The following is a 16,393-nucleotide window of genomic DNA, read 5'->3' as shown; positions in this document are numbered from 1 at the left end:
TCACCCAATTGCGAACCGTAATCGGCTACAAGTTTCTTAGGAGAAATGGATGAAGCCGGAGTACATGCCCATGCCGCAGACGTAGCGCAGCGAGCCCGGCCGCTGCGGCGGCAGCCGAACGGTGGCCGGCAGCGCGACATCGCGTCCCCCGATCACCACCGTGTCGGCGCAGCTCCGGTCCACGAGCTTGAACACCACCTCGACCGGTACGCCGGCCCGCACCGTCACCATGGACGGCCGGTAACCCTCACGCGTGGCCCACACGGTGACCGAGGTCGCCGCCGGGTCCGACACCGCCGGGGCGGCGGGGGCGGCCAGCCAGCCGCCCAGGTTGACGCCGGCCCCGGCGGTCCACAGGCCGGCGGCGATGGCCGCGACCCCGGTCAGCCGGGCCAGCCGGGTGCGGGAGACGCGCCGCAGCACGTACCCGAGCAGCGCGAACGCCGGGGCGGTGCCGGCGACGAACCCCGCCATGGCCGCCGCGCCCGCCAGCGGCGATCCGCTGGAGACGGCCACCATCTCCATGCCGAGCGTCACACCGCACGGCACCAGGATGGTGGCCGCACCCAGCAGCGGCGCCTTGAACCGGGACCCCACGAACGGGGCTGCCCCGAGCCGGGACGCCTTGGGCCCGGACGCTTCAAGCCCGGACGCTTGGGATTGCGGTACTTGGGATTGCGGTACTTGGGGTTGCGGTGCTTGGGGGTGCGGTGTTGTGGGTTGCGGTGGGCAACCTGTGCGTCCGCGTCGCATGAGCCGGACCGCGAAGCCCACGACGGTGAGCCCGGCCACCACCAGCAGGACCGCCCTGGCCTGGGGCGGCAGGCTGACGGCCGAGCCGAGCAGCCCGAGCAGCGCCCCCGCCGCCGTATAGGAGACCAGCCGCCCCGCCAGAAACCACCCGACCAGCGCACGATCACGCCCGTGACAGCCCTCGACGAGGCCCATCAGCAGCCCGCCCTGCGCCGCCGTACAGGTGGCGGTCCCGGCGACCAGCCCGGCGGTGACCCCGCCGGCCAGCAGGGCGGCGGCCTGCGCGCTCAGCGGAGCAGCGCCCGGCCGTGGGGACAACCGCAACTGCACTGGCCGCGAGTCTTGGCGATGGACCGCATGGGCATCCCCATTCTCTTGAGGGCGGTACTCGAAAAGTAACGCGACCTCTTGACTGCGACCAGTGACAGTTGTCGAACCGATGGTGACGTTTAGTGCGACCCGCCCTTGAGCACGGACACCCTTTCGAAGTACTCGTCGTCGGTCATCTCGCCCCGGGCGTACCGCTCGGCGAGAATCCGCTCCGCGGAGGCCGTGGGGGAGGCGGCGGGACCGGCGGCGGCCTGCGCCCGGTGCGCCCCCCACCAGCCTCTGCGCCAGCCCACGACGGCCAGCGCGATGAAACCGGCCCAGAACAGGCCCCAGATGATCGGAAAGACAGGTGCTATGCCACCGGCGGCGCCCCAGTGCGGCCCCGCCATCATGAGAGCGTTCATTTCTCCTCCTTGACGTGTACCTCAAGGGTCCGCCGAAGGCGCGCGCGGCGAATCGCACGCAGGGCCCTGTCCGCGCTGCGCCCGCGGGAGTGTTCAGGCCGGACGGGCGTACGACAGCGGGGGTAGAGAGCCGGTGCGTTTCATCGTCCTCATGACGGGGGCGGTCTCCAGCCTCTGGACGGCGTCCAGGGCGCTCACCCGCTCGGTGAGGTAGCGGTACAGGTCGGCGCTGTCGCGGCAGACGGCGGCGGCCAGGAGGTTCGTCGGGCCGGTGGTGACGGCGGCGAAGACAATCTCCGGATGTCCCGCCAGCGTCCGGGCCACGTGGAGCAGTTCGGAAGGGCGTACGGACATCCACAGCCGGGCCTCGGCACGGTAACCGAGCAGCCTGGGGGAGTAGTCGAGCTGGATGTGCAGCGCGCCCGAGGTCCTGAGCTGGGCGAGCCGGCGCTTGACAGTGGCCTCCGACCATCCGGTGGCCTTGGCCAGCTCCGCGTACCCGGCCCGGCCGTCCCCGGCCAGCGCGTCGATGAGGTGGTGGTCCTCCTCCCGAAGGAGGACCTCGGCCCGTTCGGTGGGCGGCGGGCGCAACTCGGCGGCCTGTTCGGGGGTCAGCGCCGACAGCCCCTGCCAGCCGTCGGGCAGCGCGAAGCCGCCCAGGAGGGAATGCGCGGCGATGTCCAGGACCCGGCTCGTCCTGGGCAGCTTCTCCAGCAGTACCGCGTCGGGGGACTGGCTGAAGCAGGAGATCTCGGTGCCGCCGGACAGCAGGTGTACCCAGTAAGTGTCGTCCCGCCTGGCCAGGGCCTCGGCGATGGCCGTACCGGCGTCGGGGGTGCAGCGCAGGCGGATGGTCCACGGCTCGTACCCGAGCAGCGCGCCGTCCAGACCGCCCACGACCCTGATCACGCCGCCACCCACGAGCCTGCGATAGCGGCGGGCCACCGTCTGCTCGGAGACGCCCAGCACGCCCGCGATCCTGGCGAAGGGCGCGCGGCCGTCGAGCTGCAGCGCGTGCAGCAACCCCCGGTCGGTGGCGTCCAGTGCGGCGGATTCCATGCCATCAGCGTAGTCAGTTGGAGGAAATCTACCGATATTTCGGGAAAAATGGACTACTGGCATCGGGCCGGACGAGCCTTGTCCGCATGATTCTCGTGACAGGAGCCACCGGCAACGTCGGCCGCCAGGTCGTTCACCAACTCCTCGCGGCGGGCCACCCCGTACGCGCCATGACCAGGAACCCGGCCACCGCCCGCCTCCCCGAGCCGGTGCAGGTGATCAAGGGCGACCTCGGCTCCATCGACCAGTGCCTGGAGGGTGTGGAGTCGGTCTTCCTCATGTGGCCCTTCCACACCGCCGACGCCGCCCCCGCCGTCGTACAGGCCATCGCCCGCCACGCCACCCGCGTCGTCCTGCTCTCCTCGGGCGCGGTACGCGACCAGCCCGACTCAGCCGTCGGCCGGTCCCACCACGAGCTGGAGCGGCGCGTGGAGCAGTCGGGACTGGCCTGGACCATGCTCTGGCCCAGCACGTTCGCCGCCAACTCGTTGTGGTGGGCCGACCAGATTCGCGCGGGGAACACCGTGCGCGGCGCCTTCGGCGCGCTGCCCATGGCGATGCTGCACGAACACGACATCGCCGCCGTCGCCGTCCGCGCCCTCACCTCGGCCGGGCACGAGGGGGCCCGCCATACACTGACGGGCCCGCAGGCGCTGACCCAGATCGAGCAGGTACGGATCCTCGGCGAGGCACTCGGACGCCCGCTGCGCTGGCAGGAGCTCACCCGCGAGGAGGAGAGGCGGCGGCTGCTGGCCGACGACGGCTTCCCCGACTCGTTCGTGGACGCGCTGCTCGACGGTTACGCCCAACTGCTCGACAGCCCGCCGCCGGTCGTCACGAGAACCGTCGAGGAGATCACCGCAAGCCCCGCACGTACATTCGCACAATGGGCGGCCGACCACGCCGCCGACTTCGGCTAGGCCAGGCAGAACTCGTTGCCCTCGGGGTCGGCCAGCACCGTCCAGTCGTCGTGCGTGGTCAGCAGCTTGGCGCCGAGCCCGATCAGCCGGTCGATCTCGGCGTCGGCGTCGTCGGCGCGCAGGTCGAGGTGGAGCCGGTTCTTGACGATCTTGCGTTCCGGCACCCGCTGGAAGAACATCCGCACGGGCCCGCCCTCGACCAGCACGGTCGGGTCGTCCTCGGGGTCGTACACGCCCAGCTCCCGCAGCCGGGCCAGCTCGGCCTCGTCGTAGGGCGCCACCGCGAACCCGTCGAGCGCCGCCGCCCAGAACCTGGCCAGCGAGGCCGGATGCCGGCAGTCCACCACGACGTCATGCAGTCTGGCCATCGGGCCGCCTCGCTTCGATGAGGAACCGGGAAGAATGGGCCACGAACGGCCCTTCGGACTCGATCTGCTCGTGCAGTTCACGAAGCCGGCCGGCGTAGCGCTCAACCGAGAAGTCGGCCACGGTCCAGATCACCTTCCGCAGGAAGTAGATCACCGCCCCGATGTCGTAGAACTCCATCCGCAGCCGCGCCGAACGCAGGTCCACGACCCGCAGCCCCGCGGCCTCGGCCGCCGCCGCGGCGTCCTCCGGCCGGCGCTGGTTGCCCTTCAGCGGCCCCAGGAAGTATTCGGCCAGCTCGACCACGCTCCACGCGCCGACCTGCTGGGAGAAGTAGGAGCCGCCGGGTGCCAGCACCCGGGCGATCTCCTCCCACCACGTTTGGACCGGATGGCGGCTGGAGACGAGGTCGAAGGTCGCGTCGGCGAACGGCAGGCGCGGCTCCTCGTCGTCGGCCACCACCCGGGCGCCGAGCGGGCGCAGCCGGGCGGCGGCCAGCGCCAGGTTGGGCGGCCACGACTCGGTGGCCACGGTCACGGGCGGCAGCGTCGGCAGCCCCGCCAGGATCTCGCCTCCGCCGGTCTGGATGTCGAGCGCGGCCCGCGCCCGCGCCATCCGTTCGCCGAGCAGCCGGGAGTAGCCCCAGGAGGGCCGCTCTTCGGTGGCCCGGCCGTCGAGCCAAGAGAAGTCCCATCCGTCCACGGAGACGGTGGCGGCCTCTTCCACCAGGTCGTCGTACGTACGCCCCATCCTTCGACCTTGGCAGCGGCCTCGCCCGCGATCAACCAATTTTCGTCCTGCGATTCGGCGGCGTACGGCCGAGTGGCCGGCCCTGGTCAGGCGATGCGGCTGCGTACGGCCGCGCGGTCGATCCCGAGCTGGTCGATGAGCTGTGCCACCGGGTCGGGCCGTCGTTGCGCCATGAGGCTCAGCACCATGTGCTTCGGGGCCTGCGTGTCCCTCGTCTTGATGGTCGTGGCCTTGACCGCCTGGTTGAGCACGGCGCGGGCGCTGGAGGAGAGCGCGGTGTCGGGGATCCGCGGATGTTTGCGCGGCGTCTTGGGCAGGTTGCCGACCTCCAGGCCGAGCATGCGCAGCGCGGCACGGTCGAGCTCGTCCAGCGCGGCACGGGCGGTGGCCAGGTCCACGCCGAGTGCGCGGGCCAGCTCTTCGTGGTGCAGGAGGCCGAGCAACATGTGCTCGGTGCCCATCCGCCGGTCGCCGCGCAACCGGGCCTCCTCCATGGCGGCCTTGATCACGATCCACATCGGGCTCTTCTGCCTGCCGAACATCCCCATCCCCTCACTTCCCGTATTTGGCGTGCACCGACTGCCGCGACATGCCGAGCGCGTCGCCGATCTGCTCCCAGGTCCAGCCCTGCTCCCTGGCCAGCGCCACGGACACCGCCTCGACCTGCTCGGCCAGCCGGTGCAGCGCCCCGACCGCCCGCAGGCCCATCGCCGGGTCGCCCGACCGGATCCGCTCGCTCAGCTCTGTAACGTCCACGTTGTCAGGCTAGCTTGACAACGCCGATTTTGTCAATCTAGCCTGACAGGCATGGAAGATGTGCTGATCGTGGGGGCGGGCCCCGTCGGGCTGATGCTCGCGTGCGAGCTGAGCCTGGCCGGAATCCGCCCGATCGTGCTGGAGAAGAGGGCCGAGCCCAGCGACCTGCCCAAGGCCAACGGGCTGGGCGGCCAGATCGTCGAATTACTCGACCACCGGGGGCTGCTGGAGCGCTTCAGCGCCGGCAGCCCGTTCTCGGGCCGGGCGGCCGGCTTCCCGTTCGCCGGGGTGCCGCTGAGCTTCGAGGGCATCGACGACATCCCGCTGCGGCTGCTGCTCATCCAGCAGCCCCGGCTGGAGCGACTGCTCACCGAACGGGCGCTGGAACTCGGCGTCGAGATCAGGCGCGGGTACGAGGCGCGCTCGCTCACCCAGGACGAGGAAGGGGTGACCCTGGAGGCCGGTGACTCCCACCTCCGGGTCAGGTACGTGGTCGGCTGCGACGGCCCGCGCAGCGGCGTACGCGAGTGGGCCGGGATCGCCTTCCCCGGCACCACCGACGAGGAAAGGCTGCTCATCGGCCACTTCAAGGCAGAGATCAAGGTGTTCGAGTCCCTGGAGGGCGACGGCCTGCAACCGGGCTGGAACCGCACCCCGAACGGCCGCGTGCTGCTCACCTCGCTGCAGGACGGCGTGCTCATCGCCGGCGTGACGGAGCGGTCCCAGACCCCGGAGGGCGAGGTCACCCTCGCCGACTTCCACGCGGCGGTGCGCCGCGTGCTGGACAGGGACGAGGACCTGCCACTCGGCGAGCCGATCTGGTTGTCCAGTACGGTCGCCCAGGCCCGGCTGGCCGCCCGCTACCGGGCCGGGCGGGTGTTCGTGGCGGGCGACGCGGCCCACCTGTTCCCCGCGGGCGGCTCGGCACTCAACGTGGGCATGACGGACGCGGTCAACCTCGCGTGGAAGCTGGCCGGGGTCCTGCGGGGGCGGGCCTCAGAGTCCCTGCTCAACACCTACGAGTCCGAACGCCGGCCCATCGGCGAGCGCACACTCATGCACAGCCGCGCCCAGGCGGCCATCGACGGGGTGGAGGGCGAGCACGGTACCGCACTGCGCGAACTGCTCGCCGAGGTGTTCGCCTTCCCGGACCCGGCCCGCCACCTGGCCACCCTCCTGCACGACTCCGCCCTCCGCTACGGCCCACCCGGCCACCCACCGACCACCTCGCACGGCACCCCGGCCGACCCGCCCACCCCGTACGGCAGTCCGGACGGCCTCCCCGGCCACCCGCTGGTCGGCAGGTTCGTGCCCGACCTGGCACTGACAGGCGGAGGCCGGGTGGCCGACCTGATGCACGCCGCCCGCCCCGTCCTCCTCCACCTGACCGATGCCAATGAAGGACCTGACGACCTGACCGGCGGCTGGGTCGAGGTGGTCCGCGCCCACTGCGACGCCCCACCCGCCGACGCCCTGCTGATCCGCCCCGACGGCTACGTGGCCTGGGCGGGCACGCCGGGCATGCCCGAAGCCGTGTCCACCTGGTTCACGCCTGACCGGCCCTGAAACAAGCCTCAGTGAGGCGCGTACATGGATTCGAGATCGACGAGATGGACCCGTCCATCGGCGGCAGCCGCCGTCAGTTCGGCCGGGAATGGCGTTCTGGAGAACAGGGCCGGCGAGGCGTGCTCGGCGTCCCAGCCGAGATCCGTAAGAAGAGCTCGGATGTGCTCCAGCCGCTGGAGGTCGGCCATCGTACGGGCCTTGTTGGTGCATTTGGCCTCGCCGAGAACGGTGATGCGCGCGCCTTTCGACCTGGCCTGAGCGGTCCGGCTGATGGCCACGATGTCCACCTCGTGACCACGGTGTTCGCGGCAGGCGACCTCGGTCGTGCCCACGTGACCGACGTCGTCGAACCCGGCCTCGGAGCCGTGCCAACGGACCCAGGCGCGGGCGGCCTCTTCGAAGTGCGGTCCCAGGATCTTGTCGGAGAAGGTTTTACGTGAGCGGTCCCACACCTCTCGCGCATGACGCAGTTCCAGGGCGCTGACATTCGGCTGGACGATCAAGTTGTGAAAACGCACCGCGGGGTCGGCGATGGTGATCGTGGGACGGCGTTGCCGGAGGAGATCCTGCTCGTGGCGAATGAAGCCGCCGTCTCTCATGATGTTCAGATGATAGGTGAGCGCCTTTGCGTCCATGCCGACCAGGCCGCCGATCTGGGTGGGCGACGTCGCTCCCATGGCGACCGCCCACCAGATCGCGTTGTAGATGGCGCGGTCGTGGATGCGAGGGTCCTCGGCGAGGAGGTAGTCGGGTTCGGTGAACAGGATGTGGGAGGGGTTGAGGATGCCGCGTTCCAGCCACCGGAACAATCCCTCCGTGCCCGGCTTCGGCGCGTCACCCACGATGTCGCGGTAGCCGGGAGCGCCGCCCAGCACAGAGTCGACCAGGAAGGCGGTTTCTGGCGGTGCTTCCCAGTAGTCGGCCGCGTCGCGGAAGCGAAAAGGCCCTATCCGCAGGTCGAGTACCGCGCGTCCGCGCAGCGCCTGGTCGCCGGCCAGGAGGGACGACATGATGGAGATCGCCGAGCCGCACAGAATAAGCTTGAAAGGCGGATACCCCTTACGTGGACCCCGCCGGTCGTAGAGCGCCTGAATAACTGAAGGAAGCTCCGGAGAGTGGTCGGTCAGGTACGGGAACTCGTCCAGGACCAGCAACGGAGGATGGCCGCCGGATCTGTGGGACAGCGCCTCCACCGCTGAGTCCAGCGCCGTCACCCAGTCGGGAAAGCTGCCCAGTCGGTAGCCCAGGGCTTGCGACAGGGAATCGGAGAATCGCGCCAGTGCCGTGGCCCTGCTCTGCCTGAGGGCCACGGTGTAGATCCCGTCCATCGCCGCACACAGGTGTTCGAGAAGGAAGGACTTGCCATGTCTGCGGCGTCCGCGAACGATGCCGATGCGCACCCCGGGGCCGCGATCATTGGCGAAGCGCACCAGGTCGTCCCATTCGTAGGTGCGATCGAACACCTCGCCGGGCTTGATGACGTCCACCTCGTAAGATTAGCCAAAATCCAGTTAGGCTAACTGGATTTTGGCTAAGGATCAGAGCCAGCCCGGCTTGACCAGCCCCGACTCGTACGCGATCACCACGAGCTGAGCCCGGTCGCGGGCGTGTAGTTTCATCATGGCGCGGCTCACATGAGTCTTGGCCGTGGCCGGCGACATGAACAGCTTGGCCGCGATCTCGTCGTTCGTCATTCCGGTTCCGACCAGGGCCAGGACCTCGCGTTCGCGTTCGGTGAGCTGGTCGAGGCCCTCGGCGGCGACGGGCTCCTTGGCGCGGGAGGCGTACTCGGCGATCAGCCGGCGGGTCACGCTGGGCGACAGCAGCGCCTCGCCGGCCGCCACCACCCGCACCGCCTGGATCAGCTCGGCCGGCTCGGTGTCCTTGACCAGGAAGCCGCTGGCCCCGCCGCGCAGCGCCTCGAAGACGTACTCGTCCAGCTCGAACGTCGTCAGGATGATGATGTGCGGTCCCGGCGGCATCTCGCGGGTGGCGGTCAGGCCGTCGGTGCCCGGCATGCGGATGTCCATGAGCACGACGTCCGGCCGGTGCTCGCCGGCCAGCCGGACCGCTTCCGCGCCGTCGGACGCCTCGGCCACCACGGTCATGTCCGGCTGGGCGTCGAGCAGCGCCTTGAAGCCCGCACGGACCAGCGCCTGGTCGTCCGCCAGCAGAACGTTGATCATGAAGTCTCCTCGGGTAGGGGCAGCCGGGCCTCGACTCGGAAGCCGGTGTCGCAGGGGCCGGCGACCAGCGTGCCGCCAAGCGCGGAAGCCCGTTCGCGCATGCCGGGAATGCCGTTGCCGCTGCCCGACTCGGACATCACGGCGGGGGTGGTGGCGCCCGTGTCGCTCACCCGTACGGCCAGCTCGCTCTCGCCGTATTCCAGGCGCACGCGCACCTCCGCGCCCGGCGCGTGCCGGGCGGCGTTGGTGAGTGACTCCTGCACGATCCGGTACGCGGCCCGCTCCACGGGTGACGGCAGCGGCCGGCTGCCGACACGTTTGAGCGTCACCCGCAGCCCGGAGCGCTCGATCAGGTCGTCGAGGCGGTCGAGCCCGGCGGTGGGGGAGCGCGGCGCGCCCTCGCGCAGCACGTTCAGGACCGAGCGCATCTCGCCGAGCACCTCCTTGGAGGCCGACTTGATCGTGGCCAGCGCGGTCCTGGCCTGCTCGGGGTTGGCGTCGATGAGATGCAGCGCGGTCGAGGCCTGTACGTGGATGAGCGAGATGTTGTGCGCCAGCACGTCGTGCAGTTCCTGCGCCATGGTCAGGCGCTCCTCGCTGGCCTGCCGCCTGGCCTCCTCCTCGGCGATCCGCTCCCGCTCGGCCCTGCGCTCCTTGACCACCCTGACCAGCTCGGCCACCACCATCAGCAGCATGATGGAGGTCAGGATCCACACGCTGTGGAAGATGTTGCGGTTGCCGACCATCCAGGCGTAGGCCAGGAACGACAGCAGCGTCACCCCGGCCATCGACCAGGCCAGCAGCCTCCTGCCGCGCAGCACCAGGAGGACCAGCATGACGGCGGGGCTGATGAAGGTGGGGCCGTAGGCGTACCCGCCGATCAGGAACAGTTCGGACGTGGCCAGCGCGCCGGCGGTCGTGAGCAGGGGGAAGCGCCGGTGCAGCAGGATGAGCAGCGGCCCGAGGAGCAGCAGGACATACGCGTAGAGGGAGAGGGCCGCCCGGAATTCCTGCTGCCCGTACGTGGCGCCCTTGGCGATCACCAGTTGGGCGACCGCCACGATCAGGGCGAGGTACGGGTCGAAACCATACTTCCTGCGCACGACACCCACGCTAGATCACCCCTCTGACCAGCGCATCACCCCTATGTGTGAGGAGGGCCTACCACGAGGGGCGTACCTGGGCCATCGTGGGAACCATGCGCCGTGCGATCATTCCCGCAGCAGCAGTCCTCGTCGCGCTCGTGCCCGCGCCCGCCGCGCTGGCCCAGCCACAACAGAAGGTCCCCGTCGCCGAAGGATACGGCGGCGCCGTGGCCACCGTCGACCTCGATGCCAGCAAGGCCGCCATCGCCGTGCTCAGGAAGGGCGGCAACGCCATGGACGCGGCCGTCGCCGCGGGGGCGGTGCTGGGGGTCACGGAGCCGTACTCGTCGGGTCTGGCCGGTGGCGGCTTCATGGTCTACTACGACGCCAAGAAGCGGAAGGTCTTCACGATCGACGGCCGCGAGACCGCCCCCCGGGCCATGACCGCCACCTCGCTGGAGGGCATCCCGTTCGAGGAGGGCGTCACCAGCGGCCTGTCCGCGGGCGTGCCGGGCACGGTCGCGAACTGGGACCTGGCCCTGCGCAGGTTCGGCACGATCTCGCTCAGGCAGGCGCTCCAGCCGGCGATCGAGGTGGCGTCCAAGGGCTTCGTGGTGGACCAGACCTTCCACGACCAGACCGCCGCCAACGCCGCCCGCTTCAAGGACATCGCCACCACCGCCAAGCTCTACCTGCCGAACGGCGCCCCACCGCCCGTCGGCTCGGTCTTCAGGAACCCCGAGCTCGCCGACACCTACCGTGAGCTGGGCAAACGCGGCCCCAGCTGGCTGTACGAGGGTCGGCTCGGCAGGGAGATCGTGGCCACGGTCAAGAACCCGCCGGTGACCCCGGGCAGCACCCGCAACGTCCGCCCCGGCCTGATGGAGCAGTCCGACCTGCGCGCCTACCGCGCCATCATGCGCGAGCCCACCAAGATCTCCTACAACGGCCTGGACGTGTACGGCATGGCACCGCCCTCCTCCGGCGGCTCAACGGTCGGCGAGGCGCTCAACATCCTGGAGTCGTTGCCGCAGGTGGGCCTGCACGAGTACCTGGAGGCGTCCAGGCTGGCCTTCGCCGACCGCGGCGCGTACGTCGGCGACCTGCCCGGCGTGCCGCTCAGGCAGTTGTTGTCCGACGGCTTCGCCAAGGAGCGGGCCTGCCAGATCGGTGAGACGGCCATGCCGCACCCGGCCGCGCCGGGCGAACCCGACGGCTCCTACGGGCCGTGCGCCCCGCCCACCGGCGCCTCCACCCCGGTGGCCCAGGAAGGCCCGGAGACCACTCACCTGGTGGTGGCCGACCGCTGGGGCAACGTGATCGCCTACAACCTGACCATCGAGTCCACCGGCGGCAACGGCATCGTGGTGCCGGGCCGTGGCGTGCTGCTCAACAACGAGTTGACCGACTTCACCTTCGGCCCGGCCCCCGGCGACCCGAACCTGCCGGGCCCCGGCAAGCGGCCGCGCTCGTCGATGGCGCCGACGCTGGTGTTCGACGACGGCAGGCCGGTGCTGGCGGCCGGCTCGCCCGGCGGCTCCACGATCATCACGACCGTGCTGCAGATCCTGCTCAACCGGTACGAGTTCGGCATGGGCCTGCCCGAGGCGCTAGCCGCGCCGCGCGCCACCCAGCGCAACACCGCGCAGACGCAGGCCGAGCCGGCGTTCCTGGCCGCGCACCAGGCCGAACTGGCGGCCAAGGGGCACAGCTTCGCGCCCAACCCGGAGATCGGCGCGGCCACGGCGCTGGAGTTCCTGGGCAGGGGCCGGATCCAGGCCGTGGCCGAGCCGTCCAGGCGCGGTGGCGGCAGCGCGATGGTGGTCTCGACTAGTAGATGAGCTCGTACGCGCCGGGCTTCACCCTCCGGGTACGCGCCCAGTACTCGAAGCTGAAGCCCGGCCAGATCGTCCGGTTCACGCCGTGCTCGTCCAGGTACCAGGACCGGCAGCCGCCCGCGTTCCAGACCAGGGGGTCGAGCCGTGCGTGCAGCCGTTCGTTGAAGGCCCGCTGCGCCCCGGGCCGCACGTCCACGGCCCTGGCCTGGGTCCTGGAGAGCAGGCGCAGGCACTCGATGATGTAGTGCACCTGCGACTCGATCATGAAGACGACCGAGTTGTGCCCGAGCCCGGTGTTGGGGCCGAGCAGGAAGAACAGGTTCGGGAAGCCGGCGGTGGCGATGCCGTGGTACGCCTCGACGCCGTCCCGCCAGGCGTCCTGGAGCTTCAGGCCGTCCCTGCCGGAGATCCGCAGGTCGGTCAGGGCCTCGGTGACCCGGAAGCCGGTGCCGTAGACGATCGCGTCGGCCTCGTGCTCGGCCCCGGTGGCGTCCACGAGCGAGCGCTCCCGGATCTCGGTGATCCCGTCGGTGACCAGTGAGACATTCTCCCTGGTCAGGGCCGGGTAGTAGTCGCTGGAGATGATGACGCGCTTGCAGCCGATCACGTAGTCGGGGGTCAGGGCGCGGCGCAGGTCCGGGTCGGGGACCTGGGCGCGCAGGTGCCGCAGCGCGAGCCGTTCGTGGGCCTTCATCAGCCGCGGGTCCACGGCGAAGCCCAGGGCGCGGCTCTCCAGGGCGCCGTAGATGGCGCCGCGCAGGGCCCTGGCCGTGCCGGGCAGGCGCAGGAGCCGTCGCGCGGCGGGGGAGAAGGCGAAGTCCGGCTTGGGGTGCAGCCAGGGGGCGGTGCGCTGGAAGACCGTCAGGTGGCGCGCCTTGGGGGCGAGCCGGGGGACGAACTGGGCGGCGGAGGCGCCGGTGCCGATGACGGCGACGCGCTTGCCGGTCAGGTCGGCCGAATGGTCCCACTCGGCGGTGTGGAAGGCGGGGCCGGCGAACGATTCGCGCCCCGCTATTTCAGGAAATTTCGGTATATGGAGGGCGCCGATGGCCGAGATCACCGCCTTGGGGCGCAGGGTGTCGCCGTTCTGCGTGGTCAGGGTCCAGGTGCGGGCGGTGTCGTCGTACTCCAGGGCCACGACGTGCCTGCCGTACCGGATGTGGGGGGTCAGGCCGTATTTGGCGACGCAGGCGCGCAGGTAGTCCTGGATCTCCCGGCGCGGCGCGAACATCCGCGACCAGCCGGGGTTCAACTCGAAGGAGTAGGAGTACATGTGCGAGGGCACGTCGCACGAGCAGCCCGGGTAGGTGTTGTCCCGCCACGTGCCGCCCGGTTCGGCGGCCTTCTCCAAGATGACGAAGTCGTGGTATCCGGCCTGTTTGAGCTTGATGCCCATGCAGATCCCGGCGAACCCGGACCCGACGATCACTATCCCTGGCTCGCTCACCGTACCTCCCGGGGTGGCGCTTATTGGACATTTGGTCCAATGTAGTCAGTGTCCCGCACTGAATCCAGAGCGCCCCCGGGAACGACGAAGACCCGCCACGGCCTCCGCGGCGGGTGATCTGCCGGCGCTCTACTGGAGCAGCAGGAAGGCGGCGACGCCGATGATCACGACGGCGAGGACGACCGCGAGGATGGGCAGGAGGGGCGACTTCTTGGGCTTGGCCGCAGCGGACTCCTGCTCCCGCGCGTTGGCGAACGCGCGGAAAGCCTGGGTGTTGCCCGCCGGGTCGATATGAGGCTGGTCAGACATGGGCAGCAGCCTAGCGTGATCCCGTGTGCCGTTTGGGTTGTTTGGTGGGATCTATAGGGATGGGGTGATTAGGGGACCACCCCACCCGGCGGATAGCTTTGGTGCATGCTCAGGACCCTGTTCTCGCCTCGCCTCTTGGGGCTGCACCTGCTCACGATCGGGGTCCTGGTCGCGTTCATCCTGCTGGGCCGCTGGCAGCTCGGCGTTTTCCAGGATTCGGGAAAGCCGCACTCCGCCACCGACCCCGCGCCGGTCCCGGTCGCCACGCTCGCCAGGACGGGCGCCCAGATGAGCGGTGAGGCGGTGGGCCGCCAGGTCACGGCCGAGGGCGTGTACGAGGCCGGCCGCCAGCTCCTGGTCGCCGACCGGCGCGCCGACGTGGACGCCCCCGGCGGCAACGTCTCGCGCGACCACGGCTACTGGGTGCTCACGCCGATCAGGCTCGACGACGGCACGCTCGTCCCGATCGTGCGCGGCTGGGTGGCCAAGGCCGACGATCCCGCCGTGGCGGCCGTGCCGCAGGGCCGGGTCACGGTGGCCGGGCGGCTACGGCCGCAGCAGGGCACCGACAGCGTCCAGCGGCGCGCGGAGGGCCTGCCCGCCGGGCAGGTGCAGACGATCTCCACGGGTGAGCTGATCAACCTGTGGACCGGGCAGCAGGTGCGTACCGGTTACGTCGTGGCGCAGCCGCCCTCGGGCTCGCTGACGCAGGTGAAGGTGGCTCCGCCGGTGGTAGGCGGCACGCTGACCTGGCGTAATCTGGCATATGCCGCCAACTGGTGGATTTTTGCTGGATTCGCCGTCTTCATGTGGTTCCACTTCGTACGCGACGCCGTACGGAGCGACCGGGACCGCGAAAAGTCGTCGTCCCCCGAGATGGTTCTGGAAGGTTAACCGTGCAGTCGGCTCTCAAGCCCTTCCGGGCGCTGGCCTACGTGGTCGGCGTCATGCTCCTCGTGCTCTGCGTGGGCATGGTGCTGCGTTACGGCTTCGGGCAGCCCGAGCTGTCGAAGATCATCGCGCCCATCCACGGCGGGCTCTACATGCTCTACCTGGTCGCGGTCATGAATCTGGGCATGAGGGCACGCTGGGCGTGGCCGTACATGCTGGGCGTCATGCTCGGCGGCACGGTGCCCTTCCTGTCCTTCTACGTCGAACGACGGGTGACCCGGCGCGTGCAGGGCGCGCCGGCCGCGGCGGAGGCCTGAGGCCCCCGCCGCCGGGAGGTCAGTGGTGGTTCAGTGGCCGATCCCGCGCCTGCGGGACCTCTTGAGCCGCTCGCGCTGCGACGGGTCGAGCATCAGGTAGCCGACCACCGGGGCGGCGATCACGCCGAGCACCACCAGCGTGGTGATCCAGCCCCATCCGAAGATGATCAGCGAGAGCAGAACCGCGGCGCCTGCGCCGATGGCGTACTTCTGTATTGGCGACATCCTGAGTATTCCTCCGAACGCGGAGCGCGCGCCCCGCCTCTCCCACATTCTGCTTCTCCTGACCAACGTGTGAACCCACCGCCATGGTTCCATTCGCGATGTATCGCAAACCAGGCGGTGGTCAGGGCCGCGCGATGGCGAGCAGATCCCGGCGCAGCCGGTCCATCGTGGGACGTTCCAACGGGTCGCCCGACAGCAGCAGGAACAACACGGGAGCCAGCGCGCCCGCCCTGCTCAGCGCCGCGCCGGGCGCGGGCGGCCGGCCCTCGACGGCGGCGAAGAGCGTGGCGCCCAGCGACCACAGATCGGCGGCCCTGGTCGGGGCGCCCTCCGGGGCCGTGTACGCGGGCAACGTCCCCGACCTCGCCAGCGGCGTCAGCCGCGCCCGCCCCGAGTCGTCGATGAGCACGTTGCCCGGCTGCACCCCGCCGTGGAACTCGCCCAGCGCCTCCAGCCGGTCGAGCACGGCCAGCCCGATCGCGGCCACCTGGCCGGGCGGCAGCGGCCCGGAGGCCGAGACCACCGCGTCCAGCGGCCGGTCCACGGCCAGCAGGTCGAGCGTCTCGCGCACGACCTCCAGCGCCGGCGGCCCCGCCGGATGCAGCACCGCCCTGATCAGCGACCTGAACGGATCGGGCCCTCCGGCGGGAACCTGGCCGGGCGGCCGGCCCTCGACCGCGAAGTGCAGCGTGGCGGCCAGCGACCACAGGTCCGCCGACGGCAACGTGCTGAGACTGGGGGAGCCGAACCCGGTGAGCACCGCCCGCCCGGTCTCGGTGAGCAGCACGTTGCCTGGATCGACCCGCCCGTGCACGATCCCCGCCTCGTGCGCCGCGCTCAGCGCCGACAGGACGCAGACGCCCGCCCTGGCCGCCTGCGGGATCGGCAGCGGGCCGCGCGAGCGCACGGTCTGCTCCAGCGAGGCCCCGGAGACGAACTCCATGACCAGCCACGGCGCGCCGCCCTCGATCAGCACGTCGAGCACCCGTGCCACGGAGGGATGGTGCAGCGCGGCGGCCCTGCGCGCCTCGAACAGGGCGGCGTCGCGCAACTCCGGAGGCACGCGCAGGCGCCTGACCGCGACGTCACGGTGCTCCGTCTCGTCGAAGGCCAGGCGTACGGATCCGGCGCCCAGGGGGTTCAGCAGCCGGTAGCGACCGTTCAGCTTCCTGATCTCACCCATGTCGAGGG

At 70.6% G+C, this 16,393-nt stretch carries 19 protein-coding genes; 5 read left to right on the top strand and 14 right to left on the bottom strand.

All coding sequences use genetic code 11. The features are described from left to right. Nucleotides 1–36: 36 nt before the first annotated feature. The 3 genes from AB0I81_RS39355 to AB0I81_RS39345 form a co-directional block, all read right to left on the bottom strand. Nucleotides 37–1,083: a sulfite exporter TauE/SafE family protein gene (locus tag AB0I81_RS39355; protein ID WP_360668090.1), complete on the bottom strand. Its 1,047-nt coding sequence runs from the start codon at nt 1,081–1,083 to the stop codon at nt 37–39. 119 nt (nt 1,084–1,202) lie between these two features. Next, nucleotides 1,203–1,487, bottom strand: a complete 285-nt coding sequence (locus AB0I81_RS39350; protein WP_360668087.1) for an SHOCT domain-containing protein — start codon at nt 1,485–1,487, stop codon at nt 1,203–1,205. Between the two features lie 93 nt (nt 1,488–1,580). Beyond that, nucleotides 1,581–2,546, bottom strand: a complete 966-nt coding sequence (locus AB0I81_RS39345; protein WP_360668084.1) for an AsnC family transcriptional regulator — start codon at nt 2,544–2,546, stop codon at nt 1,581–1,583. Nucleotides 2,547–2,632: 86 nt separating this feature from the next. Between AB0I81_RS39345 and AB0I81_RS39340 the strand changes: the two genes are divergently transcribed. Continuing rightward, complete coding sequence (locus AB0I81_RS39340; protein WP_360668081.1) at nt 2,633–3,466, top strand: NAD(P)H-binding protein; 834 nt, start codon at nt 2,633–2,635, stop codon at nt 3,464–3,466. Here the strand turns inward: AB0I81_RS39340 and AB0I81_RS39335 are convergent. The 4 genes from AB0I81_RS39335 to AB0I81_RS39320 all read right to left on the bottom strand — a co-directional run bounded on the left by AB0I81_RS39335 (nt 3,463) and on the right by AB0I81_RS39320 (nt 5,290). Beyond that, nucleotides 3,463–3,834 (bottom strand): VOC family protein, encoded by a 372-nt coding sequence (locus AB0I81_RS39335; protein ID WP_360668078.1) that lies wholly within the window; start codon nt 3,832–3,834, stop codon nt 3,463–3,465. The two genes, AB0I81_RS39340 and AB0I81_RS39335, sit on opposite strands and share 4 nt — an antisense overlap. Further along, entirely contained in the window at nt 3,818–4,582 is a 765-nt protein-coding gene (locus AB0I81_RS39330) for a class I SAM-dependent methyltransferase (RefSeq protein WP_360668075.1), read from the bottom strand. The genes AB0I81_RS39335 and AB0I81_RS39330 overlap by 17 nt, the downstream gene beginning before the upstream one ends. A gap of 86 nt (nt 4,583–4,668) precedes the next feature. Continuing rightward, nucleotides 4,669–5,124, bottom strand: coding sequence for a Clp protease N-terminal domain-containing protein (locus AB0I81_RS39325; protein WP_360668072.1), 456 nt, complete (start codon nt 5,122–5,124; stop codon nt 4,669–4,671). A gap of 10 nt (nt 5,125–5,134) precedes the next feature. After that, nucleotides 5,135–5,290 carry a helix-turn-helix domain-containing protein gene (locus tag AB0I81_RS39320; protein ID WP_091081925.1) on the bottom strand — a complete coding sequence of 52 codons (156 nt, stop codon included), beginning with the start codon at nt 5,288–5,290 and terminating at the stop codon, nt 5,135–5,137. A 99-nt stretch (nt 5,291–5,389) separates the two neighbouring features. Between AB0I81_RS39320 and AB0I81_RS39315 the strand changes: the two genes are divergently transcribed. Beyond that, a complete protein-coding gene (locus AB0I81_RS39315; RefSeq protein WP_360668069.1) occupies nt 5,390–6,904 on the top strand; it encodes an FAD-dependent monooxygenase in 1,515 nt (504 codons plus the stop codon). An 8-nt stretch (nt 6,905–6,912) separates the two neighbouring features. Here the strand turns inward: AB0I81_RS39315 and AB0I81_RS39310 are convergent, their stop codons facing one another. The 3 genes from AB0I81_RS39310 to AB0I81_RS39300 are packed head-to-tail and all read right to left on the bottom strand — an operon-like array spanning nt 6,913 to nt 10,193. After that, a complete protein-coding gene (locus tag AB0I81_RS39310; RefSeq protein ID WP_360668066.1) occupies nt 6,913–8,391 on the bottom strand; it encodes an AAA family ATPase in 1,479 nt (492 codons plus the stop codon). A gap of 51 nt (nt 8,392–8,442) precedes the next feature. Further along, complete coding sequence (locus tag AB0I81_RS39305; RefSeq protein ID WP_360668063.1) at nt 8,443–9,090, bottom strand: response regulator transcription factor; 648 nt, start codon at nt 9,088–9,090, stop codon at nt 8,443–8,445. Beyond that, complete coding sequence (locus tag AB0I81_RS39300; protein ID WP_360668060.1) at nt 9,087–10,193, bottom strand: histidine kinase; 1,107 nt, start codon at nt 10,191–10,193, stop codon at nt 9,087–9,089. Before AB0I81_RS39300 ends, AB0I81_RS39305 begins: the two co-directional genes overlap by 4 nt. Nucleotides 10,194–10,288: 95 nt before the next feature. Here AB0I81_RS39300 and ggt point away from each other — a divergent pair, with 95 nt between their 5' ends. Further along, a complete protein-coding gene (gene ggt, locus AB0I81_RS39295) occupies nt 10,289–12,016 on the top strand; it encodes a gamma-glutamyltransferase (protein WP_360668057.1) in 1,728 nt (575 codons plus the stop codon). On the opposite strand, the gene AB0I81_RS39290 is transcribed toward ggt, so the two are convergent. Further along, nucleotides 12,006–13,460, bottom strand: a complete 1,455-nt coding sequence (locus tag AB0I81_RS39290; RefSeq protein ID WP_360668054.1) for an NAD(P)/FAD-dependent oxidoreductase — start codon at nt 13,458–13,460, stop codon at nt 12,006–12,008. The two genes, ggt and AB0I81_RS39290, sit on opposite strands and share 11 nt — an antisense overlap. Before the next feature lie 129 nt (nt 13,461–13,589). Beyond that, the gene (locus AB0I81_RS39285) at nt 13,590–13,769 is read right to left on the bottom strand and encodes a hypothetical protein (protein WP_360668051.1); all 180 of its coding nucleotides are present in this window, start codon (nt 13,767–13,769) and stop codon (nt 13,590–13,592) included. A gap of 105 nt (nt 13,770–13,874) precedes the next feature. Between AB0I81_RS39285 and AB0I81_RS39280 the strand changes: the two genes are divergently transcribed. Beyond that, nucleotides 13,875–14,663, top strand: a complete 789-nt coding sequence (locus AB0I81_RS39280; protein WP_360668048.1) for an SURF1 family protein — start codon at nt 13,875–13,877, stop codon at nt 14,661–14,663. Between the two features lie 2 nt (nt 14,664–14,665). Continuing rightward, a complete protein-coding gene (locus AB0I81_RS39275) occupies nt 14,666–14,977 on the top strand; it encodes a DUF3817 domain-containing protein (RefSeq protein WP_360668045.1) in 312 nt (103 codons plus the stop codon). A gap of 30 nt (nt 14,978–15,007) precedes the next feature. On the opposite strand, the gene AB0I81_RS39270 is transcribed toward AB0I81_RS39275, so the two are convergent. Further along, entirely contained in the window at nt 15,008–15,202 is a 195-nt protein-coding gene (locus AB0I81_RS39270) for a hypothetical protein (RefSeq protein ID WP_360668043.1), read from the bottom strand. Between the two features lie 121 nt (nt 15,203–15,323). Next, nucleotides 15,324–16,385, bottom strand: coding sequence for a protein kinase (locus tag AB0I81_RS39265; RefSeq protein ID WP_360668040.1), 1,062 nt, complete (start codon nt 16,383–16,385; stop codon nt 15,324–15,326). Nucleotides 16,386–16,393 lie beyond the last annotated feature (8 nt).

The organism is Nonomuraea sp. NPDC050404 (assembly GCF_040655495.1).
Lineage (GTDB): Bacteria > Actinomycetota > Actinomycetes > Streptosporangiales > Streptosporangiaceae > Nonomuraea.
Note: the sequence above shows the minus strand (reverse complement) of the source record. Positions and strands in the feature narration are given on the sequence as shown.